Source organism: Tabrizicola sp. TH137, assembly GCF_002855575.1.
In the GTDB taxonomy this organism is placed as follows: Bacteria; Pseudomonadota; Alphaproteobacteria; order Rhodobacterales; family Rhodobacteraceae; genus Paragemmobacter.
Genome location: NZ_PKRQ01000001.1, coordinates 361,094 through 382,801, shown reverse-complemented (window position 1 = coordinate 382,801; position 21,708 = coordinate 361,094). Strand labels below are relative to the sequence as shown.

The following is a 21,708-nucleotide window of genomic DNA, read 5'->3' as shown; positions in this document are numbered from 1 at the left end:
GGGGGCCGCTTGACGGGGCTGGAAGAGGCGCTGGTTGCGGCGGGCTTTGTCGGTGTGGAGCGGGCGGGGGAGGTGGTCTTTGCCCGCGATGGTGCCGAGGCGCCGGAATTCACGGTAGAGGGGCGGGTCTTCGCCTTGCGCTTTCCGGTTCGCGCGGGGGAGGCAGAGCGGGAGGCCTGGATGCGGGCGAATCCGGCCGGGCGGCTGGACATCACCGAGGGCGAGACGCGGCTGGTGATGGCGCTGCCCGAGGGGGCCGATCTGGTGGCGGGGCTGGCTGTATGGCGCGGCCTGGTGCGGGCCTGCGCGAAGGCCGCGGTCGGGTGGCGGCGGCGCGAGCGGCCCTTGCACGGGATGTGATCCCTAAGATTTTATTCATCCTCCAATTCTAGGGTTTCCGCATCGCAATCCCTTGCGATGATTGGAGGTGATCGAACTGGACATTAAGGACTATCGAAAGTGGATGGTCATCATCGCGGCGGGAACGCTGCTGGTTTCCATCCTGCGCCTTTGGATCGGGTCCTAGCCCCGTGAAAAGGGAAACCCGGCGCAGCAGCAACTGCGCCGGGTTCTTTTCAGGAGGTGAACCTGACATTTTGACTATCGTGAGCGAAAGATGACCCTGATGCGTTGCTGTGTAAAGTCTTTGCTGGGGATTTGGTTAATTGGGCGTTGCGAAACGCGGTCCATGCCGCGTCCGGGCATGTCGGAAATGGCATAGCGCAGAGGCGTGCGGGCGGGGCAGGGTGGGGCTGTCGGTGTGATGGGGGTTGCGATGCGGGATCCGGTGCTACAGCGGTTCATCGAGGCGTCGGAGGTGGCGGTGATGGCGGCGGCGGAGCCGGGATCGCCTGCCGAGGCCGTGGCGCGCGAGGTGTTCCGGCGTTGCCATGCGCGGGTGGGCGGGCCTTCGACGGTGCCGCCGGCGACCCTGCCCGTCTGCGGCTGGCTGGATGCGGCGCTGGACAGCACCGGCGATGGCCCGCGCCGGGCGGTGGCCGATGCGCTGGAGGCCATGGCGGAGCGGCTGGAATGGGAGCGGCGGGATGCCAGCGATCCGGCGAACCGGGCCTTCTATGACGGTCATGCCAATGCGCTGATCCTTGGACCCGGAGGGTATGAGGAGCGGGACGATCTGTGGATCGGGGCCACGCTGATGGCCCCCGGCGTGACCTATGTCGATCACAAGCATCCTCCGGCGGAGGTCTATCTGTCGCTGGCACCGGGCGAATGGTGGAATGCCGAGATGGATTGGACCGATCCGGGGATGGAGCGGCTGATCTACAACCCGCCGGGCATCCTGCATGCGATGCGGTCGGGGGATCGGCCGTTCCTCGCGCTTTGGTATCTGCCGCTCTAGAGCCGATCGAGAAGGTCGCGCGTGGGCCAGGCATCGGCGGGCAGGCCGAGGCGGGCTTGTTCCTTTTGCACGGCGCTGCGGGTGGCGGCACCGAGGATGCCGTCGATGGTGCCGACGTCATAGCCGAGGGCGGCGAGTTTCTGTTGCAGGGCCTTCATCTCTTCGACGGGCAGGGCCGGGTCGGGATTGCCGGCGCGATAGGGTTCTGCGCCGAGGAGCCGGGTGCCGAAATAGGCGGCGGTGGTGACATAGACGAAGCTTTTGTTCCACTCGAAGAGCGTGCGGAAGTTCGGATAGGCGAGGAAGGCGGGGCCGTTCCTGCCCTGCGGCAGCAGGACCGAGGCGGGCAGGCCGTTGGGGACCACGCCGTCGCGGAGCTGCACGCCCATCGCGGCCCATTGTTCGGCGGGCAGTTCGGTTTCAAGGCCGGTGAGGGACCAGTCGAAGGTTTCGGGCAGGATCACCTCTTGCAGCCAGGGCTGGCCCGCCTGCCAGCCGTGATGTTGCAGCATCTTCGCGCCCGACAGAAGCGCGTCGGGGACCGAGGTCTTGAGCGTGACGAGCCCGTCGCCATCGCCATCGACGCCGCGGGCGAGGATGTCGCCCGGCAGCATCTGGACCATCCCGATCTCGCCCGCCCAGGCGCCGGTTGTGTTCAGGTCGAATTCGCCCAGGCGGTGCATTTCGAGGGCGGCGAAGACCTGAGGCTGGAAGAGGTCGGGGCGGCGGCAGTCATGGGCGAGGGTGACGAGGGCGCGGCGGGTTTCGAAATCGCCCTGGACCGCGCCGTAATCCGTCTCGAAGGCCCAGAAGGCGAGGAGGATGCCGCGCGAGACGCCGTATTCCTGTTCTGCCCGGTCGAAGATGGCGTCCCACTGATCGGAGAGCGCGCGGCCCCGGGTGAGGCGGTCGCGGGAGATGAGGCTTTGCGAGAAGTCGAGGAAGCTTTTGCGGAAGACACCTTGGGAGCGGTCGGCCTTGAGGACGCGCGGATCGGGGGAGAGGCCTGCGAAGAAGGCATCCGCCGTTTCGGGGGGGATGCCCTTTGCGGTGGCCTCGGTCTTCATGGCCTGCACCCATGCGCCGAAGTCGCCGCCGCAGGGGACATCGGCCAGGGCGGGGGTGGCGAGGGTGGCAGACAGGGCGGCGATGAGGGCGGGGCGCATGGTGTTCTCCGTTGACCCGGTCAGGGTAGGGGGGTGGGCCTGCCTGCGCAACGGTGCGGCGATCAGAAGAGCGCGATGAGGGCGGTGAGGGCGAGCATCGCGCCCCAGGCGCGCCAGAGGGCGGAAACGGCGGCGTCGATCTGGTCGGGGCCGGGGTCGCGGCGGCCCTCGGGCCAGACCCAGGGGTAATCGCGCATCTCGCCGTGATAGGCGCGGGGGCCGGAGAGGGCGGTGTTCAGGATGACGGCCATCGCCGCCTCGGGCCAGCCGGCATTGGGCGAGCGGTGGAGGGGCGCGTCGCGCAGGATCGGGCGCGGGTCCGTCCAGCCATGGGTGAGGGCGAGGAGGAGGGCGGTGAGGCGCGCGGGGATGAGGTTGAGGAGATCGTCAAGGCGGGCGGCGGCCCAGCCGAATTCCTCATGCCTTGGGGTGCGGTGGCCGATCATGCTGTCGGCGGTGTTGGTGATCTTGTAGAGCATGAGGCCCGGCAGGCCTGCGACAAGGAACCAGAAGGCGGGGGCGATGACGCCGTCGGACAGGTTTTCGGCGGCGCTTTCGATGGCGGCGCGGGAGATGGCGGGATCGTCGAGGGTGGCGGTGTCGCGGCCGACGATCATGGCGACGGCCCGGCGGCCGCCTTCGGTGGAGAGGCGCAGGGCATCGGCCACGGCCTGCACATGCTGGACCAGCGATTTCTGGGCGAGGAGGATGGCGGCGGCGATGATTTCGAGGAGACCGAAATCGGGGATTTCGTGGATGAGCCAGCCGAGGGTGAGGGCGGCCGCGCCGAGGGCAGCCATGGTGGCGGTGCCCTTCAGGCGCTTTTGTGTGCCGTTGTTGAAGCGGCTGTCCATCCAGCCGATGGCGCGGCCCATCAGGACGGCAGGGTGGGGGAAGCGGTCCCAGAGCCATTTCGGTTCGCCCAAGGCGGCGTCGAGGAGGAGGGCGGGGATGAGGAGGGTCGCGCTCATGTCAGGGCATGCTCCAGCCGGGACCAGCCTGCGCCATCGGGCAGGCCGAGGCGCAGCCAGCGGGTGGAATAGGGGAAGATGCGGGAAAGGATGCGGTGACGGGCGAGGCGGTCTTGCCAGGCGGCGGCATCGGGCGTGTCGTAGAGGCGGAAGAGGGTGGTGCCGCCGAGGGGCGTGGCGCCGGCGGCGGCGAGGAGGGTGTCGAGGCGCTGCGCGTCGGCGGTGAGGCGGCTGCGGGTGGCCTCGGCCCATGCGGGATCGTTCAGCGCGGTGGTGGCGATGGCGAGGGTGGGGCCGGGGACGGCCCAGGGGCCGATCATCGGCTTGAGGCGGTCGATCAGCGCCGGTTCGCCGATGGCAAAGCCAAGGCGGGCGCCGGCGAGGCCCCAGAACTTGCCAAAGCTTTTCAGGATCAGGGTGCCGGGGCGGGTGGCTTCGCCGATATGGGTGGCGTCGGGGGTGACGTCGCAGAAGCTTTCGTCGATCACCGCGAAGGGGGTGGCGGGGGCGGGGTGGAGGCGGCCGTCGGGGTTGTTGGGGTGGACGATGACCCGCGCCTCGGTTGCGTCATCGGTCACGGTCCAGCCGCAGGCGCGGAAGGCGCGGGCATGCTCGTTATAGGTGGGGGCCGGGATGGCCACGCGGGCGGGCGGCAGAAGCGCCGGGATGCGGGCGATGAGGGCGGAAGCACCGGGGGCGGCGATCAGGGCCGCGCTGTCGGGGATGTGCCAGAAGCGGCGAGCGGCCTGTTCCAGCGCGGCGAAGGCTGCACGGTCGGGCAGGGCGGTCCATGCATCGGCGGGAAGCGCGGGGATCGGGTAGGGGCGCGGATTGATGCCGGTGGAGAGGTCGAGCCAATCGGCACGGCTGCCGCCCCAGCGGGCGCAGGCGGCATCTATGCCACCGCCGTGATCCGGTTCCGCGATTCGGGGGTCAGGTCTGTTCATGCGGGGGAGAGACAGGATTGCGTGGCGGCTGTCCATCGGGGTTTCGCGTCGGCGGATGCGGCATTCGGGGCGCTTTGCGGGGGGAAAGACGGGAATGCGGCTTTTGCGCCACGCTTCGTTAACATCACGGTCATGTCTTTCCGTTTCCTTGATTTGGCCGGGTTGCGCCGCAGACTTAGTCACGGGGAGGATGGACCGATGCTGGAATTCCTGTCGAAGGAGATCCGTGAGGGCCTTGAGGCCGCGCGCAAGCGCGACCTGAAGCGCAAGTCGCGTCTGCGGGTGCAGGTGGGCGGGGCGGTCTTTCCGGTGCTGCGGTTCTGGGATGAGGGCTTTGCGCTGGATGCCGCGCTGACGCCGCATCTGCGCGGGCTGGTCGATGTCTATGACGGGGCCAACCACATCTTCCAATGCCTGATCATCGCCTCGGTCGAGGAGAACGGGGAACTGGTCTGCGAATTCAAGCGGTCCACCGCCGTACTGGATCGTCCGGCGCTGGACTATTGGCGCGACGAGAATGCGCCCGTGGGTTACCTGCCGCGCGCCTGAAGGCTGGCTTCGACGCGGAAGCCGGGGGGGATGCTGTCCTGCCCGTTGAGGATGAGGTCGGCCATCGTGGTGGCGACCTTGGGGGCCATGCCGAAGCCGATCTTGAAGCCGCCATTGGCGATGTAATGGCCCGGTCTGCCGGGCCAGGGCCCCAGCATGGGCGCGCGGGAGCGGGCGCGGGGTCGGATGCCTGCCCAGCGGTCGAGGACTTGCGCGTCGGTCAGGATCGGCAGGGCGGCGCGGGCGCGGGCGAGGATGGTGTCAAGCTGCGCGTCGGTCTGGTGCGGGTCCTGCCAGTCGTTTTCGGAGGTAGAGCCGATGGCGGTGGTGCCGTCGGCATGGGGGACGATGTGGAGTTGGTCGGCGAAAAGCTGGGGCAGGTCGCGGGCGTCATGGGCGAGGAGAAGGGCCTGACCTTTCACGCCCGCGCCGACGGGTTGGGCGAGGGCTTCGTTGAGGGCGAGGAGGCCTGAGTAGCCCGTAGCCCAGAGGGTGGGGCCTTCGGGTTCTGCCGAGCCTATGATGACCTCGGCTCCCTTGGCGCGGAGGGCGGCGGTCAGGGCGGCGGCGGCGCGGCGGGGATGCAGGCGGGCGGTGAGCGTGTCGTGGATGAGGAAGCCCGTGGGGCTGTGCGGTTCCCATGCCGCGCCGGTGGCGGGGACGACGCGCCATTCGGCGCGGCCTTGCCAGAGAGTTTCAGCCTCGGCGATGCGGGCGCGGGCGTTTTGCAGGGCGCGGTCATCCGGGATGGGTTGCAGGCGGCCTGATTGCAGGTAGCCGGGATCGGTGCCGCCGGTGGCCGCCACTTCGGCCCACCAGGCGGGGGCCATGAGGAGGCTTTCAAGCTGAAATTGCTTCTTGTCGTTCCAGTTTTCCGGCACATGCGGGGCGAGGGCGCCGACGAGGCCGCCTGATGACCCCGCACCGATCCTTTCGCGTTCGATCAGCCGGACGCGGGCGCCGCGACGGGTGGCTTCCCAAGCGCAGGCGAGGCCGAAGATGCCGCCCCCCATCACCGTCAGATCGACCCTTGCCATTCCCCGCGCCCTTGCCCATGGTCCGCCGCGATTTCCGGATTTAGGGCATATGGGCGGCGGGGAACAGGGCGAGGGTGGCTTGGACTGGCGCGAGGGGATCGTGCCCGTGTCGCGCCGCTTTGATGACCCCTATTTTTCCTTGGCCGATGGGCTGGCCGAGACGCGGCACGTGTTTCTGGACGGGAACGGCTTGCCGGGGCGGCTGCGCGACGGGTTCCATGTGGCGGAGCTTGGCTTTGGCACCGGGTTGAACCTGCTGGCGCTGTGGATGGCCTGGCAGGGGGTGGGCGCGCCGGGGGTGGTGCGGTTCACCTCCTTTGAGGCCTATCCCCTGACGGCGGAGGAGATGGCGCGGGCGCTGGCGGCCTTTCCCGAGGCGGCGGCGGTGGCGGGGCCTTTGCTGGAGCAGTGGGCGGCGGGCGCGCGGGTGATCGACCTGCCGGGGTTGCGGGCAGAGGTCATCCTCGGCGATGCGCGGGAAAGGCTGCCTGTCTGGGGTGGCGTCGCGGATGCGTGGTTTCTGGACGGGTTTTCGCCCGCGAAGAACCCGGAACTGTGGTCTGAGGACCTGATGGCGGCGGTGGCGGCGCATAGCGCGCCGGGCGGCACTTTCGCCACCTATACGGCGGCGGGGCATGTGCGGCGGGCGCTGGCGGCGGCGGGGTTTGCGGTCGAACGGCGGCCGGGGCATGGAAGGAAGCGGCACATGACGGCGGGGCATCTGGCGGAGCGGCAGGCATGAGCCGCAACCGCAGGGCGGGCATCTGGCTGATGATCGCCGCCGTCGCGGCCTTTGCCGCGCAGGACGGATTCTCGCGCCATCTGGCGGGGGAATACAACACGCTGATGATCGTGATGGTGCGGTACTGGGTCTTTGCGGGCTTTGTGCTGTTCCTTGCGATGCGGCGGCCAGAAGGGTTTCGCGCGGCGGTGATGACGAAGCGGCCCTTCACCCATGGCTTGCGCGCCACGCTGCTGGTGGCGGAAGTGTGCCTGATCGTCTGGGGCTATACGCTGATCGGGCTGATCGAGAGCCATGCGGTTTTTGCCATCTGCCCGCTGCTGATCGCGGCGCTGTCGGGGCCGCTCTTGGGGGAAAAGGTCGGCTGGCAACGCTGGGCGGCGATCGGGGCGGGGATGGTGGGGGTGCTGATCATCCTGCGGCCGACATCGGGGGTGTTTTCCTGGCCGGCGCTGCTGCCCTTTGCCTCGGCCTTGATGTTTGCGCTCTATTCCATCCTGACGCGGGGGACGGCGCGGGATGAGCCGGTCTTTCCGGGGTTCTTCTGGGCGGGGATCATCGGGGCGGGGTTCATGACGCTGCTGGGCCTGCCGAACTGGGAGCCGGTGGCGGGGGTCGATCTGGTCTTCCTCGGGTTCTATTGCGCGCTGGCCATCCTGTCGCACTGGCTGCTGACCAAGTGCTATGAGATGGCGGAGGCGAATGTGGTGCAGCCCTATGCCTATTTGCAGATCGTCTTTGTCACGATCATCGGGATCGTCGTCTATGGCGAGGTGCTGGCCCCGGCGGTGGCGCTGGGGACGGTGGTGGTCGTGGCGGCGGGGCTGTATTCGCTGTTGCAGGAACGGGGCAGGACAGGCGCGGCATGAGCGGGCAGGCGACGGCACAGGACACGCGGCTGGGTATCTGGCTGATGGTGGCGACGACGGTCGTCTTTTCGGTGCAGGACGGCATCTCGCGCCATCTGGCCGAGGCGTATAACGTCTATATGGTGGTGATGATCCGCTTCTGGTTCTTTGCCGCCTTCGTGATGCTGCTGGCGGCGCGGGATCGGGGCGGCATCCGGGCGGCGGTGCGGACGCAATTCCCCTGGTTGCAGGTGGCGCGGGGCCTGTTGCTGGTGACCGAGGTCTGCGTGATGGTCGTGGCCTTCGTGAAGCTGGGGCTGGTGGAGAGCCATGCGGTATTCACCTGCTATCCGCTGCTGATCGCGGCGCTGTCGGGGCCTTTGCTCGGAGAGAAGGTGGGTTGGAGGCGCTGGACGGCGATCCTGATCGGCTTTGTCGGCGTGCTGATCATCCTGCAACCGGGCTATGCGGTGTTTTCGCCCTGGGCGCTGGTGCCGCTGTTGTCGGCCTTCCTGTTTGCCATCTACGGGCTGCTGACGCGCTATGTGGCGCGGGGGGACAGTGCGGCGGTGTCCTTCTTCTGGACGGGGATGGTGGGGGCCGTGGCGATGACGCTGGTCGGCATGTGGTTCTGGGAGCCGATGACGGCGGCGGATTGGGGCTGGATGCTGACCTTGTGCTGCACGGCCTGCCTGGGGCATTGGCTGCTGATCAAGGCCTTTGCGGTGGCCGAAGCCTCGGCCATCCAGCCCTTTGCCTATCTGCAACTGGTCTGGGCGTCGGGGATCGGGCTGTTCCTGTTCGGCGAGGATTTGCGGACCAATGTCGCCATCGGCGCGGGGCTGGTGGTGGCGGCGGGGGTCTTTACCCTGTGGCGGCAGCGGGTGAAGGCGCAGCAGGCGCAGGGCTAGGCGCGGCGGGCGAGGCGGTCGATCAGCCGGGCCCGCGCCTCGGGCAGGGGGCGGCCGTTCAGCATGGGGCCGAGTTCGCGGTTCAGGAAGTGACCGGTGAGGGCAAGCGCCTCGGCAATCTCGCGGGCGGAGGCGGGGCCCTGGCCGAGCAGCACCTGCGGCAGGGGCAGAAGGCGGCTGGCCCAGTCGCCCGCGCCTTGGCGGCTGACGGCGCGGCCTGACTTGGGCGAGACATAGATGAGATCGTCGCGCGATCCGGTGACGGCGCAGGTGGCGAGGTCGAGGCCGAAGCCGATCTCTTCGAGCAGCAGGAGTTCCCAGCGCAGATAGGCGGGGGGCCAGTCTGTCCCGGCATCCAGCGCGTCGAGCAGGGGCATGGTCGCGGCGTGCAGCACCGGATGGGGTTCGCGTTCGGCCAGCGCCACGCGGAGCATGGCGCAGACGGCGTTCAGTCCCGCCAGTGCCAGCGGATCGGAGAGGAGCGCCGCGCGGGCGCGCAGGGGTTCGACGGTGAAGATGCCGAGGTGATCGTCCAGCCGCGCGCGCCATGTGACCTGCACCTGCGCGCCGGGTTGCAGGAGGGGGGCGATGCGCCGGGACGCGCCACCGCGCACGACCCCGGCATGGCGGCCATGTTCTTCGGTGAAGACCTCGATGATCGCCGCGCTTTCGCCGTGGGGTCTGACCGACAGGAGCGCGCCTTCGTCCCGCCATTCCATGCGGGTGACTATCGGCGGGGTTCAGGGGAAGGGCAAGTCAGTCGGCAAGCCCCGGCTGATCGAGAAGGGTGCGACCCTGCCGGTCTTCCACCTCGATCACCCAGAGATCGGGGTCGCGGTCGCGCTGGCGGGAAAGGGTGGCGTCCACCTCGGCCTCCGGCCCTTCGGCCAGGGTGACCCAGACGCGGGCGCCGGTCATCAGGTCATAGCTGCGCTGCACGGCCTTGGCCTGACCATCCAGCGTGGCGCATTTCACGATCACCGCGCCTGCGGTCGCGTCGCCCTTCGCCGTCACATAGACCGGAATATCGGCCAGCCGCAGACGCGTCAGATAGGCGGATACCCAGAGGTCGGTCGTCAGGCGCAACGGGATGCCCCTTCATCTTGGCGAAAATACTCTCGGGTGGGTCCGGGAGGGCAGACAGCCCTCCCGGGGGTGCGGCGGGACGCGTCAGTCGCCGTCCTTGAAATCCAGCCCCATTTCCGAATAACGCTCGGCCTCTTCCAGCCAGTTGGGGCGGACCTTCACGGTCAGGAAGAGGTGGACGGGGCGGTCGAGGAAGGTGGCGATCTCGGCCCTTGCCTGCTGGCCGATGGCCTTGATGGTTTCGCCCTTGGCGCCCAGCACGATGCCCTTGTGGCCGTCGCGGGCGACATAGACCACCTGGTCGATGCGGGTGGAGCCGTCGGGGCGATCCTCCCATTTCTCGGTTTCCACGGTGAGCTGGTAGGGCAGTTCCTCATGCAGGCGCAGGGTGAGTTTCTCGCGCGTCATTTCGGCCGCGATCATGCGCATGGGCAGGTCGGCGATCTGGTCTTCGGGATAGAACCAGGGGCCTGCGGGGATTTCGGCGGCCAGCCATTCGCGCAGGTCATCGACGCCATAGCCGCGTTCGGCGCTGATGAGGAAGGTCTTGGCGAAGGGGAAGGCGTCGTTGAGCCTGGCGGTGAGGGCGAGGAGGGTTTCGGCCTTGACCTTGTCGATCTTGTTCACGGCCAGCGCGACGGTGGCGGTGGCGGGGATCTTGTCCTTGAGGTTGTCGATGATGGCCTGCACGCCTTCGGTGAGGCCGCGATGCGCCTCGACCAGAAGGACGATGATATCGGCATCCGCAGCCCCGCCCCAGGCGGCGGCGACCATCGCGCGGTCAAGCCTGCGGCGGGGGCGGAAGAGACCCGGCGTATCGACGAAGACGATCTGCGACTGGCCTTCCATGCAGACGCCGCGGATGCGGGCGCGGGTGGTCTGCACCTTGTGGGTGACGATGGAGACCTTGGCCCCGACCATCCGGTTCAGCAGGGTGGATTTCCCGGCATTGGGTTCGCCGATCAGGGCGACGAAGCCGGCGCGGGTGGGGGTATCGGTCATTCCTGTTGCTCCAGTCGCGCCAGAAGGGCGCGGGCGGCGGATTGTTCGGCGGCGCGTTTGCCGGTGGCGGTGCCGCTGGCCGTTTCGCCGGTGGCGAGGCGGGCCTCGACGGTGAAGACGGGTTGGTGATCGGGGCCGCTGCGGGCGGTTTCGGCATAGGTGGGCGGTGGCAGGCCGCGGGCCTGGGCCCATTCCTGAAGGGTGGATTTGGCGTCGCGGGTATCGGCGCGGGCGGCCTGGGCGATGCGGTCGCCCCAGAGGCGGAGGACCGTGTCGCGTGCGGCCTCGAAACCTGCGTCGAGGTAGATGGCGGCGATGACGGCCTCGAGCGCGTCGCCCAGAAGCGCCTCTTTCCGCCGCCCCCCGGAGAGCATTTCGGAGCGGCCGAGTTTCAGGACGTCGCCGAGGCCCACTTCGCGGGCGATCTCGGCGCAGGTTTCCTGGCGGACCAGGGCGTTGAAGCGGGGGGCAAGCTGGCCTTCGGCGGCGCTGCCATCCTGCTGGAAGAGAGCGGTGGCGATGGAAAGGCCGAGGACGCGGTCGCCGAGGAATTCCAGCCTTTCGTTCGAGGGCCGTGTGGGCGAGGAGAGGGAGGCGTGGGTGACGGCGCGGGCCAGAAGCTCCGGTCGGCGGAAGTCGTGCCCGATGCGGGTGGCGAAGGCGGCAAGGTCTGCCGCCAGCTTGACGCGCTGGCCGCTCACGCCGCCGCCCCGATCATTCGACGGCCTTGAAGAAGCGGTCGGCGCGCCATGTCCAGAAGAAGAGCATGGAGCGGCCGGCGGAGGAGAAGATGATCCGGTCGGCGCGACCGATCAGGTTTTCGGCGGGGACGAAGCCCACGCCGCCGACGGCCTGACCGAAGCGGCTGTCCTGCGAATTGTCGCGGTTGTCGCCCATGAAGAAGAAATGGCCTTCGGGCACGGTGAAGACATCGGTGTTGTCGGCAAAGCCGTTGCTGTCGATGTTCAGGACGTTGTGCTGGCGTCCGCCCGGCAGGGTTTCGGTGAAGCGCGAGGAGGTGCAGATGCCGCCTTCGCCCACGGGGCCGTTCTCGCAGCGGGGAAGCTGGCCCATGGGGCCCTGCTTTTCGTAGATCTCTTCGAAGGTGCCTGCCGGGGTCTGCGGGACCATCTCGCCGTTCAGGTAGAGGATGCCTTCGCGCATCTGCACCGTGTCGCCGGGCAGGCCGATGAGGCGCTTGATGAAGTCGGTGCCATTGACCGGGTGGCGGAACACGACCACATCGCCGCGTTCGGGTTCACCGCCGAAGAGGCGGCCCGAGATCGGGCAGGCCGAGAAGGGGCAGGAATAGCGGGAATAGCCATAGGCCATCTTGTTGACGAAGAGGAAGTCGCCGATCAGCAGCGTGTCCTTCATCGAGCCGGAGGGAATCCAGAAGGGTTGAAAGAACAGCGTGCGGAAGACGCCCGCGATGATCAGCGCCCAGAGGACGGTCTTGATCGTTTCGACAATGCCGCTGTCGTTCTTGGCCTTGCTGGATGCCATGATTTTTTCTCTGTGTCCTCTGCCCGCCCGTGCGGATCGCGGTTCATTGCGCGCTGGGCGCGGGGGAGTCAAGTTCTGCGGGCGCGCGGAGGGGGCGGGCCTCGATCACGACGAAGGCCTGCGCCCAGGGGTGATCGTCGGTCAGGGTGACATGGATCACCGCCTCGTGACCGGCGGGGGTCATGTCGCGCAGGCGTTCGGCGGCCCAGCCGGTGACATGCATCACGGGCTGGCCGGAGCGGAGATTGGTCACCGCCATGTCCTTCCAGGAGATGCCCATGCGCAGGCCGGTGCCGAGCGCCTTGGAACAGGCCTCTTTCGCCGCCCAGCGCTTGGCATAGGTGGCGGCGATGGCGCGGGGGCGGCCTTCGGCCTTGCGCTGTTCGCGTTCGGTGAAGACGCGGTCCTTGAAGCGGTCACCGAAGCGCGCGATCGTCGCCTCGATCCGTTCGATATTGGCGAGATCGGTGCCGATGCCGAGGATCATGGGGTCACCTTACAATCCATCTTCGCGCGGAGATAACCACTCGGAAAACTGTGCGCGGAAGAGATCCCGCTCTGCACGGTCACGCAGGAAAACGTCGAAGCCACCATCGTAGCAAGAAAGAGCCGATCTCGCGTCCATGGACAGAAGCGTGAAGCTGTTCATTCCAAAATGAGCCATGTCCAGAAGACGTTCGCGCCACGGGAGCGGTGACCACAGTGCGTTTCTGGAGAGGCATCGGTAGCAGTCGCGACCTTCATCATCCGTCCAGACGGACCAGACACAGACCTTCACTGGCTGACCGTCGGCAAAGAGCCTGTCGCCCAATGTGGCGAATTTGGAGAAAACGGCTGAGTCCTCTGCAGGCGTTTCGGGGTCACGCTTAGACTCGAAAAAATGGAATCGCACCCAGCGATCGGGCGCATGCAGACGGATGAGGTGACCGATCGGGGCATTGCCCAGACCGGCTCTTGCGATGGCTTCCGTCAGTTCCGCATCGTCCACACTGATCCGCGAAATCTCGTTAGGCAAAGTTGCACCCCCCTAAACGGGCGGCGCAACTTTCACCTGTATGCACTCCCATCACTGCACCTCGCGCGCCGCGTCCATGCGGCGGCGCATTTCCTCGATCGCGGGGCCGAGGCCGCGGAAGATCGACTCGCCGATCAGGAAATGGCCAATGTTGAGTTCCATCACCTCGGGCATGGCGGCGATGGGGGCCACGTTGTCATAGGTAAGCCCGTGGCCGGCATGCACCTCGAGCCCCAGCGCATGGGCGAGCTTTGCCCCCCGGCGGAGGCCTTCGAGTTCTTCGGCGGCTGCGTCGTCCTGACCGTCGGCGAGGAGTTCGGAATAATGGCCGGTATGCAGTTCGATCACCGCCGCGCCGATCTTGGCGGAGGCTTCGATCTGGCGGGGATCGTGGCCGATGAACATGGAGACGCGGGCGCCCGCCTCGCGCAGGGGGGCGATGTAATCGGTGAGGCGGTCGATGTCGCCCGCCACATCGAGCCCGCCTTCGGTGGTGCGTTCCTCGCGCTTTTCGGGGACGAGGCAGATGGCATGGGGCTTGTGGCGGAGCGCGATGGCCTGCATTTCGGCGGTGGCCGCGCATTCGAAATTGAGCGGGATGGAGAGGCCGGCGACCAGCGCCTCGATATCGGCGTCGCGGATGTGGCGGCGGTCTTCGCGCAGATGGGCGGTGATGCCGTCGGCACCCGCCGCCTCGGCCAGCAGGGCGGCGCGGAGCGGTTCGGGCCAGGTGGAGCCGCGGGCGTTGCGGACGGTGGCCACGTGGTCGATGTTCACGCCGAGACGGAGGCGCCCGAGGGGTTTCATGGCCTTGGCCTTTCCTTGATCATGTGCGAGTCGGTGAAAGATTAGGTCGGACCGGGTGCGTCGTCATCCCCCGCGCCCTGAGGCGGATCACCGCGATGCGTCAGCTTGGCCTTGGCGGCGGCGAGGGCCTCGCGCAGTTTGCGGCGGCGTTCGCTGCGTTCGGCGGAGCGGGCGTCGCGCGCCTTCTGATAGGCCCGGACGAGCGGAATGGTGAGCCAGTAGAAGAGCAGCGACAACACCAGCCCGGGGCCGAGCGCGCCGAGGAAATAGGGCAGGTAGATTTCGTGCCAGAACTGGGCCAGGCCGTCCCAGCGGGCAGTTTCGGGGCCGAAGAGCGCGGTCACGTTGAACCACAGGTCGGTGCCGGCATTGGCGAAGGCCTGGCCGATATATTCCGGCGAGAGCGGTTTCTGGATGCCCAGCATCCAGTGGCCCAGCGTCATGGCGAGGACGGCGAAGAAGGGTGTGGTGATCGGATTGGTGTTGAAGGTGGCCAGCAGGGCGGCCAGCAGGTTGCCCTTCACCGCCCGCGATGCCAGCCAGGCGGCGATGAACTGCATCCCCGGCAGGGGCAGGAAGCCCACGAGCGATCCGGCGAAGACCCCGCGCGCGATGCGGTGCGGGCTGTCGGGCAGGCGGCGCATCCGGTGCAGGACGTATTGGGTGGCGCGTTTGAAACCGCCTTGGGGATAGACCATCTCGCGGGTCCATCCCCAGAGGGTGCGAGGATTGCGCCGCTTGAAAACCAAGTCTCTCTCCCAATGGGCCCGGTCAGGGCTTTCGCGTCATATCGCGGTGACGTGAAATCTGGGCGACATCGGTCTCGGCCTCCAGCGCGGTCATGACCATGTGCAGATGTTCGACATCGCGAAGGTCCACATCGACAATGAGTCGATAATAGTCCGGCTTGCGGTCTGTAAACCTCAGGTCGGAGATATTGGCCTTCTGTTCGCCGATCAAGGTGCAGATGCGGCCAAGCACACCGGCATCGTTGGAAATGGTGATTTCGAGGCTGACGGTGTGGACGGCGGCGTGACGGCCGGAATGCCAGTGCAGATCGACCCAGCGGCCGGGCTGTTCCTCGAATTCCTCCAGCGCGGGGCAGTCGATGGCATGGACCACCACGCCCTGCCCGCGATAGGTGATGCCGACGATGCGTTCGCCGGGGACGGGCTGGCAGCAGGGGGCGCGGCGGAAGGACTGGTCATCGGACAGGCCGACGACGGGGCGGGAGGCATCCACCTCGTCATCCTGGGCGCGGGCCAGTTCGGGGTAGAGGGTTTCGATCACCCGGCGGGCGGTGATTTCGGCGGAGCCGAGGCGGGCGAGGAGATCGGTTTCGTCGGAGAGGCCGAGCATCTTGGCCGCGGTGCGGAGCGCCTTGTCGGTGGCCTTCTTTCCGACATGGTCGAAGGCGGCGCGGGCGAGTTCCTGGCCAAGCTTGACGAAGCGGCCGCGGTCTTCTTCGCGCAAGCTCTTGCGGATGGCGGCCTTGGCGCGGCCGGTGGTGACGATGTCGATCCAGCTTGCCTGCGGGCGCTGGCCTTCGGCGGTGATGATCTCGACGCTCTGGCCGTTCTTGAGGCGGGTCCAGAGGGGGACGCGGATGCCGTCCACCTTGGCCGAGACGCAGGAATTGCCGATGCGGGTGTGGATGGCATAGGCGTAGTCGAGGGGCGTGGCCCCGCGCGGCAACTGCACCACGTCGCCCTTGGGCGTGAAGCAGAAGACCTGATCGGAATACATCTCCATCTTCACATGTTCGAGGAATTCGTCGTGATCCTCGGCATCGAAGCGTTCGGTGAGGGAGGCGATCCATTTCGCCGGATCGACGGCGAAGGGGTTCTGGGCGCGGACGCCTTCGCGGTAGGACCAATGCGCGGCGACGCCGGCCTCGGCCACTTCGTGCATCTCGCGGGTGCGGATCTGGACTTCCACCCGCTTGCCGTCGCGGCCCGAGACGGTGGTGTGGATGGAGCGGTAGCCGTTCGATTTGGGCTGGCTGATGTAATCCTTGAACCGGCCCGGCACGGCGCGCCAGCGTTGGTGGATCACGCCGAGGATGCGGTAGCAGTCGGCGACCGAGCCGCAGATGACGCGGAAGCCGTAGATATCGGAGAGGCGGGAGAAGGCGAGATCCTTTTCCTGCATCTTGCGCCAGATGGAATAGGGTTTCTTGGCGCGGCCATAGACATCGGCCTCGATCTGGACCTTTTCGAGTTCGTTGCGGATGTCGGCGGTGATCTTGTGGACGACATCGCCCGCCTCGCGTTGCAGCGTGATGAAGCGGCGGATGATGGAATTGCGCGCCTCGGGGTTGAGGACGCGGAAGGCGAGGTCTTCGAGTTCCTCGCGCATCCATTGCATCCCCATGCGGCCGGCGAGGGGGGCGAAGATCTCCATCGTCTCGCGGGCCTTCTGGGCCTGCTTTTCCGGCTTCATCGACTTGATCGTCCGCATGTTGTGCAGGCGGTCGGCCAGTTTCACGAGGATGACGCGCAGGTCTTTCGACATGGCCATGAAAAGCTTGCGGAAGTTTTCCGCTTGCTGGGACTGGGCCGAGGAAAGCTGAAGGTTGGTGAGTTTCGTCACGCCATCGACGAGTTCGGCCACTTCGGTGCCGAACATCTGGGTGATGTCGGAATAGGTGGAGCGCGTGTCCTCGATCGTGTCGTGGAGGAGGGCGGTGATGATCGTGGCATCATCCAGCCGCTGTTCGGTGAGGATGGCGGCGACGGCGACGGGATGGGTGAAATAGGGTTCGCCGGACTTGCGGAACTGACCGTCATGCATCTGTTTTCCGTAGGCATAGGCCTTGCGGATCAGGTCGGCATTGGTGCGCGGGTTGTAGTTCCGGACGAGGGCGATGAGGTCTTCGACGTCGATCATCACCGCCCCGCAGGCCCGGCCTGAGGCCGGATCAGTTGTCGCCCTGCGCTTCCATCAATGCGCGCAGCAGCTTTTCCTCGGACATGTCGTCCTGCATGGGACGGTCGATCTCGCCCGACATGAGAAGCGCCATCTGGTCTTCTTCGGGTTCGTCCACCTCGATCTGGGTCTGGTGCGATTCGATCATGCGTTCGCGCAGAACCTCGGCCGACTGGGTTTCCTCGGCAATCTCGCGCAGGGCGACGACGGGGTTCTTGTCGTTGTCGCGGTCGATCGTGATCGGGGAACCGGCGGCGATTTCGCGGGCGCGATGCGCGGCGAGCATCACCAGTTCGAAGCGGTTCGGCACCTTGTCAACGCAATCTTCGACCGTCACGCGGGCCATGAGCGACTCCAGTTCGGATGGGGGGCATGGAGTGGCCTATCTAGTCGCATCATCCGGGCTTGACAAGCGTTGAATCGGGGGAATGCGGGCGGACTTCGGCACGGTCGGCGGCGGGCAGGGCGGCGAGCATCTCGCGGACCGTGAGGCCGGTGACGGGATGCGCCCAGAGCGGGGCCACATCGTGCAGGGGAACGAGGACGAAGGCGCGGTCCTGAAGGCGGGGATGGGGCAGGATGAGGCGGTCGGGTGCCTCGGTCCGCTGGCGGGCAGGGGGGAGGTCGTGCCAGGCCTGCCAGCCGGGCCGGTCGGGGGCGATGGTCTGGCCGAAGGCGAGGAGGTCGAGGTCGAGCGTCCGCATCCCCCAGCGGGTTTCGCGGCTGCGGGCGAAACGGGTTTCGATGGCGTGCAGCAAAGCGAGGGTGCGGGGGGCATCCCATCCTTCGGGAATAGGGGCGGCGGCGGCGGCGTTCACATAATCGGGACCGGCCCCTGCCGGAAAGCAGGGCGTCGCATATATGGGGCTGACATGAAGCAGAGAAAGACCGGCCTGCCGGAGCGCCTGAAACGCGAGAATCAGGGTTTGATCGGGCGGCATGCCGTCGAACGGCAGGTTCGCGCCGAGGGCGATCAGCAGCATTTCGTCAGCCATGATACGTCTGGTACCCTTTCGTATAGCCGAACTTGAATGGATTCATCTTTTCCGGGTAACCTTGGCTTGTTCACCGGGTGTTTCCCTACTTTGATGTAGACCACTCATGACATGCGTCCGGGGAACAGTTTTTTGAGGGGAACTTATAATGTTTTACAAGGACGAACGGCTTGCGCTGTTCATCGACGGCTCGAATCTCTACGCAGCCGCGAAGGCGCTGGGGTTCGATATCGACTACAAGCTTCTGCGGCAGGAGTTCATGCGCCGGGGAAAGCTGTTGCGGGCCTTCTACTATACGGCGCTTCTGGAGAATGACGATTATTCCCCGATCCGTCCTCTGGTGGACTGGCTGCATTACAACGGCTTCACCATGGTGACGAAACCGGCCAAGGAATACACCGACAGCCAGGGGCGGCGGAAGGTCAAGGGGAACATGGATATCGAACTGACGGTCGATGCCATGGAACTTGCGCCGCGCGTGGATCATATCGTGCTGTTCTCGGGCGACGGGGATTTTCGCCCGCTGGTGGAAAGCCTGCAGCGGCAGGGGGTGCGGGTGTCGGTCGTGTCCACGATCCGCAGCCAGCCGCCGATGATTGCCGATGAACTGCGGCGGCAGGCGGACAATTTCATCGAACTGGACGAGTTGCGCGAAGTGATCGGCCGTCCGCCGCGCGAGCCGCGGATGGCGGATCGTGAAGAGGCCGTCGTCGACGTCAAGTGACCGGGGTCGCGGCCATGGAAGGCGGGGCGGGGGAAGCAGAGGCCCCCGTCGCCGTCGGCGAGCGGACGGGCGGCAAGCCCGACCGGGTGATCCACTATACGCAGGATTATGACGACGCGCTGGTCTGGGAGCGCGCATCGCCCGAGCATCGCAAGCGGGACAAGGTGGCGCTTTTCGCGGCCTTCTTCGCCGGTCTCGGCCTGTTGCAGATGTTGAGCGGCGTGATGACGGACCTTGCCATCCTGCATTCGGCGCCGATGGCGGCGGTGCTGATGGCGCTGCCTTTCCTGCTGGTGGTGTTCTTGCAGCGGCGCGACCTGCGCGGGCGCGCCCAGCGGCGGGCGGATCGGCGGACCGGCGCAAGGCTGGAAATCTGGGGCGACCGGCTGGTGGAACATCGCGACGACCGGAAGGAGCCGCTGGCCTTTGGCGCGCTGTCGCTGCGCGAGGTGCGCGAGACCGAGGGGCATGTCTTCCTGTCCACGGGCAAGGATGTGATGATCATTCCGACGCGGGCCTTCCTGAACCCGGCTGCCAAATCAGCTTTTGCCGCCGAGTGGCAGGCGAAGATTGACTGAGCTTGCGCCCGGGCGGCCCTTGCGGCGCGGCGCGGGCGGGGCCATCTGCGCGGGATGATTTTCGGTTCCGCCCTGCTTGGCCTGTTTCTGGCCGCCTTCGTGGCGGCGACCCCGGTTCCGTTTCAATCCGAGATCATCTTCGGCGGCATGGTCGTCGCGGAACCTGCGCGGTTCTGGCTCATCCTGGCGGTGGCCTCGGTGGGGAATGTTCTGGGGTCTTGCGTCAATTATGCGATCGGGCGGGGACTGGCGGGGTTGACGCCGCCGCCGCGGTTCCGGATTCCGGAGGCGGCGATGGCGCGGGCGGAAGAGTGGTTCCGGCGCTGGGGGGTGTGGTCGCTGCTTTTGTCCTGGCTGCCGCTGGGGGATGTGCTGACAGTGGTGGCGGGGGTGTTGAAGACGCCGGTCTGGCTGTTCGCGGCGCTGGTGACGGTGGCGAAGACGGGGCGCTATCTGGTGCTGGGCCTTATCCTGCTGGGGGTGATCGGGTGAGGCGGCGGGATGGCGGTTGGCGGTTTACCGGGCCGGGGTTTCGGCCTATTTCTGCCGTGACGGCCCGAAAGGAAGCGCGATGACCCTGCCCCCCCTGACCCTGTATCTTGCCGCGCCGCGCGGGTTCTGCGCCGGTGTGGACCGGGCGATCAAGATCGTGGAGATGGCGATCGAGAAATGGGGTGCGCCGGTCTATGTGCGCCACGAGATCGTGCATAACAAGTTCGTGGTGGACGGGCTGCGCGCCAAGGGGGCGGTGTTTGTCGAGGAACTGGATGAGTGTCCGCTGGACCGGCCCGTGGTGTTTTCCGCCCATGGCGTGCCCAAGGCGGTGCCCGCCGAGGCGGCGCGGCGCGAGATGATCGCAGTGGATGCGACCTGCCCGCTGGTGACCAAGGTGCATAACGAGGCGGCGCGGCATCACGAGAACGGGTTGCAGATGATCATGATCGGCCATGCGGGCCATCCGGAAACGGTGGGGACCATGGGGCAATTGCCGGAGGGTGAGGTGCTGCTGGTCGAGACGGTGGCGGATGTGGCGACGCTGAGCGTGCGCGATCCCGGCAAGCTGGCCTTCATCACGCAGACGACACTTTCGGTGGATGATACCGCCGATATCGCGGCGGCACTGAAGGCGCGGTTCCCGGCGATCCTGGCGCCGGCGCATGATGACATCTGCTATGCGACGACGAACCGCCAGATGGCGGTGAAGGCCATGGCGGGGAAGATCGACGCGCTGCTGGTGATCGGGGCGCCAAATTCTTCGAATTCCAAGCGGCTGGTGGAGGTGGGGGCCAATGCGGGCTGTCCTTATGCCCAACTCATCCAGCGGGCGGTGGATATCGACTGGCGGGCGCTGGAAGGTATCCGGTCGGTGGGCATCACGGCGGGGGCGAGTGCACCGGAGGTTCTGGTGAATGAGGTGATCGACGCCTTCCGCGCGCGGTTTGCGACCACGGTCGAGATGGTCGAGACGGCGGTGGAGAATGTGGAGTTCAAGGTGCCGCGCATCCTGCGGGAACCCGCGTGAGCGATTGGGTTTCCTTCGAGGGCGTGGTGGAGCCGTTGGACTGGGGCAAGGCCACCTATACGATCCTGCGGCTGCCTGACGAGGCGGTGGCGGCGCTGGGCGCGGCGAAGCGGGTAGAAGGTGAGATCAACGAGCATTGGGTGAACCTTGCCCTGTCGCGCGCGCCGGTGGTGGAGGGGGTGTTCGTCTGGGCGGGCGCGTCGCTGCTGGACCGCACGGGGATCGTGCCGGGAGAGCCCCTGGAGGTGCGGCTGCGGCCCGCGCCGGATGACCAGGTGGACACGCCCGAGGATGTGGCGTCGGCGCTGCGGGCGGCGGAGATGACGGCGGTCTGGGACGGGCTGACGGCTGGCAAGCGGCGCGGGATGCTATATCAGATCGGCACCGCGAAGACGGCGCCCACGCGCGCGAAGCGCATTGATGCGATGATCCAGAGCCTGAGATGACAGCGATCCCCCGTTCTGCCCTGATCCTTGGCCTTGCCGGGCTGATCCCGTTCCTCTGGGGGGCGGCGAATGTGGTCTACCCGCCGAGCAGGGAATGGGTCGGGCCATGGCTGACGCCCATGTTCCGAGAGACCTATGTGATCCTGACCTATGGGGTGGTGATCCTGTCCTTCATGTCGGGCGTGCTGTGGGGCTTTGCGACCAAAGCCGAGGGGCGGGTTGCGGCTGTGGGTTACGGGCTGTCGGTGATCCCGGCGCTGTGGGCCTTCTTCATGGTGAACGGCGCGCCGGGCGCTGCGGCGGTGAACCTGTTCGCGGGGTTCGCGGGGCTGTTGATGCTGGACTATTTCTTTTCCGTGCAGGGGCTGACGCCTGCGTGGTGGATGCGGCTGCGGGTGCTGCTGACGGTGGTGGTTCTGGCCTGCGTGGCGGTGCCGATCCTGATGGGGTGATCCTTGTGGCCGGCGTTGCAGGGGGCGTTCCGCCCCCTCGTCGCTTCGCTCCTCACCCCCTGAGAGTATTTTTGCCAAGATGAAGCAGGGCGTTGCGTTGACGGTCTTGGCCGCGC

Annotated in this window: 28 protein-coding genes; 12 read left to right on the top strand and 16 right to left on the bottom strand. The window is 67.0% G+C overall.

Annotation, left to right across the window (positions count from 1 at the left end; translation table 11 throughout):
* Positions 1-9: 9 nt before the first annotated feature.
* Both C0V75_RS01945 and C0V75_RS01940 read left to right on the top strand, forming a co-directional pair.
* Positions 10-360: a hypothetical protein gene (locus C0V75_RS01945; RefSeq protein ID WP_101919213.1), complete on the top strand. Its 351-nt coding sequence runs from the start codon at positions 10-12 to the stop codon at positions 358-360.
* A gap of 415 nt (positions 361-775) precedes the next feature.
* On the top strand, positions 776-1,360 hold the full coding sequence (locus C0V75_RS01940; RefSeq protein WP_158241757.1) for a dimethylsulfonioproprionate lyase family protein: 585 nt from the start codon (positions 776-778) through the stop codon (positions 1,358-1,360).
* Here the strand turns inward: C0V75_RS01940 and C0V75_RS01935 are convergent.
* From C0V75_RS01935 to C0V75_RS01925, 3 genes are all read right to left on the bottom strand, one after another.
* Positions 1,357-2,526: a lytic murein transglycosylase gene (locus tag C0V75_RS01935; protein ID WP_101919211.1), complete on the bottom strand. Its 1,170-nt coding sequence runs from the start codon at positions 2,524-2,526 to the stop codon at positions 1,357-1,359. The two genes, C0V75_RS01940 and C0V75_RS01935, sit on opposite strands and share 4 nt — an antisense overlap.
* Positions 2,527-2,588: 62 nt before the next feature.
* A complete protein-coding gene (cbiB, locus tag C0V75_RS01930; protein ID WP_101919210.1) occupies positions 2,589-3,497 on the bottom strand; it encodes an adenosylcobinamide-phosphate synthase CbiB in 909 nt (302 codons plus the stop codon).
* Positions 3,494-4,444: a threonine-phosphate decarboxylase gene (locus C0V75_RS01925; RefSeq protein WP_101919209.1), complete on the bottom strand. Its 951-nt coding sequence runs from the start codon at positions 4,442-4,444 to the stop codon at positions 3,494-3,496. Before C0V75_RS01925 ends, cbiB begins: the two co-directional genes overlap by 4 nt.
* A gap of 198 nt (positions 4,445-4,642) precedes the next feature.
* Between C0V75_RS01925 and C0V75_RS01920 the strand changes: the two genes are divergently transcribed.
* A complete protein-coding gene (locus C0V75_RS01920; protein ID WP_101919208.1) occupies positions 4,643-4,993 on the top strand; it encodes a hypothetical protein in 351 nt (116 codons plus the stop codon).
* Here C0V75_RS01920 and C0V75_RS01915 read toward each other — a convergent pair.
* Positions 4,975-6,030: an FAD-binding oxidoreductase gene (locus C0V75_RS01915; RefSeq protein ID WP_101919207.1), complete on the bottom strand. Its 1,056-nt coding sequence runs from the start codon at positions 6,028-6,030 to the stop codon at positions 4,975-4,977. The two genes, C0V75_RS01920 and C0V75_RS01915, sit on opposite strands and share 19 nt — an antisense overlap.
* A gap of 49 nt (positions 6,031-6,079) precedes the next feature.
* On the opposite strand from C0V75_RS01915, the gene mnmD reads away from it, so the two are divergent.
* The 3 genes from mnmD to C0V75_RS01900 are packed head-to-tail and all read left to right on the top strand — an operon-like array spanning position 6,080 to position 8,531.
* Entirely contained in the window at positions 6,080-6,772 is a 693-nt protein-coding gene (mnmD, locus tag C0V75_RS01910) for a tRNA (5-methylaminomethyl-2-thiouridine)(34)-methyltransferase MnmD (RefSeq protein WP_143710369.1), read from the top strand.
* On the top strand, positions 6,769-7,641 hold the full coding sequence (locus C0V75_RS01905; RefSeq protein WP_101919205.1) for a DMT family transporter: 873 nt from the start codon (positions 6,769-6,771) through the stop codon (positions 7,639-7,641). Before mnmD ends, C0V75_RS01905 begins: the two co-directional genes overlap by 4 nt.
* A complete protein-coding gene (locus C0V75_RS01900; RefSeq protein ID WP_101919204.1) occupies positions 7,638-8,531 on the top strand; it encodes a DMT family transporter in 894 nt (297 codons plus the stop codon). The genes C0V75_RS01905 and C0V75_RS01900 overlap by 4 nt, the downstream gene beginning before the upstream one ends.
* On the opposite strand, the gene recO is transcribed toward C0V75_RS01900, so the two are convergent.
* From recO to folK, 12 genes are all read right to left on the bottom strand, one after another.
* Complete coding sequence (gene recO / locus C0V75_RS01895; protein WP_101919203.1) at positions 8,528-9,250, bottom strand: DNA repair protein RecO; 723 nt, start codon at positions 9,248-9,250, stop codon at positions 8,528-8,530. The two genes, C0V75_RS01900 and recO, sit on opposite strands and share 4 nt — an antisense overlap.
* 37 nt (positions 9,251-9,287) lie before the next feature.
* On the bottom strand, positions 9,288-9,623 hold the full coding sequence (locus C0V75_RS01890; protein WP_101919202.1) for a DUF1491 family protein: 336 nt from the start codon (positions 9,621-9,623) through the stop codon (positions 9,288-9,290).
* A gap of 78 nt (positions 9,624-9,701) precedes the next feature.
* Positions 9,702-10,619: a GTPase Era gene (gene era, locus C0V75_RS01885; protein ID WP_101919201.1), complete on the bottom strand. Its 918-nt coding sequence runs from the start codon at positions 10,617-10,619 to the stop codon at positions 9,702-9,704.
* Complete coding sequence (rnc, locus tag C0V75_RS01880) at positions 10,616-11,320, bottom strand: ribonuclease III (protein ID WP_101919200.1); 705 nt, start codon at positions 11,318-11,320, stop codon at positions 10,616-10,618. Before rnc ends, era begins: the two co-directional genes overlap by 4 nt.
* A 13-nt stretch (positions 11,321-11,333) precedes the next feature.
* Positions 11,334-12,125: a signal peptidase I gene (gene lepB, locus C0V75_RS01875; protein ID WP_101919199.1), complete on the bottom strand. Its 792-nt coding sequence runs from the start codon at positions 12,123-12,125 to the stop codon at positions 11,334-11,336.
* A 43-nt stretch (positions 12,126-12,168) separates the two neighbouring features.
* Positions 12,169-12,612 (bottom strand): holo-ACP synthase, encoded by a 444-nt coding sequence (gene acpS / locus C0V75_RS01870; RefSeq protein ID WP_101919198.1) that lies wholly within the window; start codon positions 12,610-12,612, stop codon positions 12,169-12,171.
* A 9-nt stretch (positions 12,613-12,621) separates the two neighbouring features.
* Positions 12,622-13,113, bottom strand: coding sequence for a hypothetical protein (locus C0V75_RS22695; protein ID WP_143710368.1), 492 nt, complete (start codon positions 13,111-13,113; stop codon positions 12,622-12,624).
* Between the two features lie 78 nt (positions 13,114-13,191).
* Positions 13,192-13,947, bottom strand: coding sequence for a pyridoxine 5'-phosphate synthase (locus C0V75_RS01865; protein WP_101919197.1), 756 nt, complete (start codon positions 13,945-13,947; stop codon positions 13,192-13,194).
* A 41-nt stretch (positions 13,948-13,988) separates the two neighbouring features.
* Positions 13,989-14,645, bottom strand: a complete 657-nt coding sequence (locus C0V75_RS01860) for a DUF2062 domain-containing protein (RefSeq protein WP_254216343.1) — start codon at positions 14,643-14,645, stop codon at positions 13,989-13,991.
* Between the two features lie 73 nt (positions 14,646-14,718).
* The gene (locus C0V75_RS01855) at positions 14,719-16,836 is read right to left on the bottom strand and encodes a bifunctional (p)ppGpp synthetase/guanosine-3',5'-bis(diphosphate) 3'-pyrophosphohydrolase (RefSeq protein ID WP_101919195.1); all 2,118 of its coding nucleotides are present in this window, start codon (positions 16,834-16,836) and stop codon (positions 14,719-14,721) included.
* Between the two features lie 31 nt (positions 16,837-16,867).
* Positions 16,868-17,221: a DNA-directed RNA polymerase subunit omega gene (gene rpoZ, locus C0V75_RS01850; RefSeq protein WP_101919194.1), complete on the bottom strand. Its 354-nt coding sequence runs from the start codon at positions 17,219-17,221 to the stop codon at positions 16,868-16,870.
* 49 nt (positions 17,222-17,270) lie between these two features.
* The gene (folK, locus tag C0V75_RS01845; protein WP_101919193.1) at positions 17,271-17,870 is read right to left on the bottom strand and encodes a 2-amino-4-hydroxy-6-hydroxymethyldihydropteridine diphosphokinase; all 600 of its coding nucleotides are present in this window, start codon (positions 17,868-17,870) and stop codon (positions 17,271-17,273) included.
* Between the two features lie 148 nt (positions 17,871-18,018).
* Between folK and C0V75_RS01840 the strand changes: the two genes are divergently transcribed.
* From C0V75_RS01840 to C0V75_RS01815, 6 genes are all read left to right on the top strand, one after another.
* Positions 18,019-18,594, top strand: coding sequence for an NYN domain-containing protein (locus tag C0V75_RS01840; protein ID WP_101919192.1), 576 nt, complete (start codon positions 18,019-18,021; stop codon positions 18,592-18,594).
* On the top strand, positions 18,591-19,172 hold the full coding sequence (locus tag C0V75_RS01835; protein ID WP_101919191.1) for a hypothetical protein: 582 nt from the start codon (positions 18,591-18,593) through the stop codon (positions 19,170-19,172). The genes C0V75_RS01840 and C0V75_RS01835 overlap by 4 nt, the downstream gene beginning before the upstream one ends.
* A 54-nt stretch (positions 19,173-19,226) precedes the next feature.
* Positions 19,227-19,664, top strand: coding sequence for a YqaA family protein (locus C0V75_RS01830; protein ID WP_101919190.1), 438 nt, complete (start codon positions 19,227-19,229; stop codon positions 19,662-19,664).
* A gap of 79 nt (positions 19,665-19,743) precedes the next feature.
* Positions 19,744-20,694, top strand: a complete 951-nt coding sequence (gene ispH / locus C0V75_RS01825; protein WP_101919189.1) for a 4-hydroxy-3-methylbut-2-enyl diphosphate reductase — start codon at positions 19,744-19,746, stop codon at positions 20,692-20,694.
* On the top strand, positions 20,691-21,140 hold the full coding sequence (locus C0V75_RS01820) for a YdeI/OmpD-associated family protein (protein ID WP_101919188.1): 450 nt from the start codon (positions 20,691-20,693) through the stop codon (positions 21,138-21,140). Before ispH ends, C0V75_RS01820 begins: the two co-directional genes overlap by 4 nt.
* Positions 21,137-21,592: a DUF3429 domain-containing protein gene (locus C0V75_RS01815; protein WP_101919187.1), complete on the top strand. Its 456-nt coding sequence runs from the start codon at positions 21,137-21,139 to the stop codon at positions 21,590-21,592. Before C0V75_RS01820 ends, C0V75_RS01815 begins: the two co-directional genes overlap by 4 nt.
* The last annotated feature ends 116 nt before the right edge of the window (positions 21,593-21,708 follow it).

Coding starts and splice junctions, on each gene's coding strand:
- C0V75_RS01940 (WP_158241757.1), top strand. CDS start 776: ATGCGGGATCCGGTGCTACAGCGGTTCATCGAGGCGTCGGAGGTGGCG.
- C0V75_RS01935 (WP_101919211.1), bottom strand. CDS start 2,526: ATGCGCCCCGCCCTCATCGCCGCCCTGTCTGCCACCCTCGCCACCCCC.
- cbiB (WP_101919210.1), bottom strand. CDS start 3,497: ATGAGCGCGACCCTCCTCATCCCCGCCCTCCTCCTCGACGCCGCCTTG.
- C0V75_RS01925 (WP_101919209.1), bottom strand. CDS start 4,444: ATGAACAGACCTGACCCCCGAATCGCGGAACCGGATCACGGCGGTGGC.
- C0V75_RS01920 (WP_101919208.1), top strand. CDS start 4,643: ATGCTGGAATTCCTGTCGAAGGAGATCCGTGAGGGCCTTGAGGCCGCG.
- C0V75_RS01915 (WP_101919207.1), bottom strand. CDS start 6,030: ATGGCAAGGGTCGATCTGACGGTGATGGGGGGCGGCATCTTCGGCCTC.
- mnmD (WP_143710369.1), top strand. CDS start 6,080: ATGGGCGGCGGGGAACAGGGCGAGGGTGGCTTGGACTGGCGCGAGGGG.
- C0V75_RS01905 (WP_101919205.1), top strand. CDS start 6,769: ATGAGCCGCAACCGCAGGGCGGGCATCTGGCTGATGATCGCCGCCGTC.
- C0V75_RS01900 (WP_101919204.1), top strand. CDS start 7,638: ATGAGCGGGCAGGCGACGGCACAGGACACGCGGCTGGGTATCTGGCTG.
- recO (WP_101919203.1), bottom strand. CDS start 9,250: ATGGAATGGCGGGACGAAGGCGCGCTCCTGTCGGTCAGACCCCACGGC.
- era (WP_101919201.1), bottom strand. CDS start 10,619: ATGACCGATACCCCCACCCGCGCCGGCTTCGTCGCCCTGATCGGCGAA.
- lepB (WP_101919199.1), bottom strand. CDS start 12,125: ATGGCATCCAGCAAGGCCAAGAACGACAGCGGCATTGTCGAAACGATC.
- acpS (WP_101919198.1), bottom strand. CDS start 12,612: ATGATCCTCGGCATCGGCACCGATCTCGCCAATATCGAACGGATCGAG.
- C0V75_RS01865 (WP_101919197.1), bottom strand. CDS start 13,947: ATGAAACCCCTCGGGCGCCTCCGTCTCGGCGTGAACATCGACCACGTG.
- C0V75_RS01860 (WP_254216343.1), bottom strand. CDS start 14,645: ATGGTCTATCCCCAAGGCGGTTTCAAACGCGCCACCCAATACGTCCTG.
- C0V75_RS01855 (WP_101919195.1), bottom strand. CDS start 16,836: ATGATCGACGTCGAAGACCTCATCGCCCTCGTCCGGAACTACAACCCG.
- rpoZ (WP_101919194.1), bottom strand. CDS start 17,221: ATGGCCCGCGTGACGGTCGAAGATTGCGTTGACAAGGTGCCGAACCGC.
- folK (WP_101919193.1), bottom strand. CDS start 17,870: ATGGCTGACGAAATGCTGCTGATCGCCCTCGGCGCGAACCTGCCGTTC.
- C0V75_RS01840 (WP_101919192.1), top strand. CDS start 18,019: ATGTTTTACAAGGACGAACGGCTTGCGCTGTTCATCGACGGCTCGAAT.
- C0V75_RS01830 (WP_101919190.1), top strand. CDS start 19,227: ATGATTTTCGGTTCCGCCCTGCTTGGCCTGTTTCTGGCCGCCTTCGTG.
- ispH (WP_101919189.1), top strand. CDS start 19,744: ATGACCCTGCCCCCCCTGACCCTGTATCTTGCCGCGCCGCGCGGGTTC.
- C0V75_RS01815 (WP_101919187.1), top strand. CDS start 21,137: ATGACAGCGATCCCCCGTTCTGCCCTGATCCTTGGCCTTGCCGGGCTG.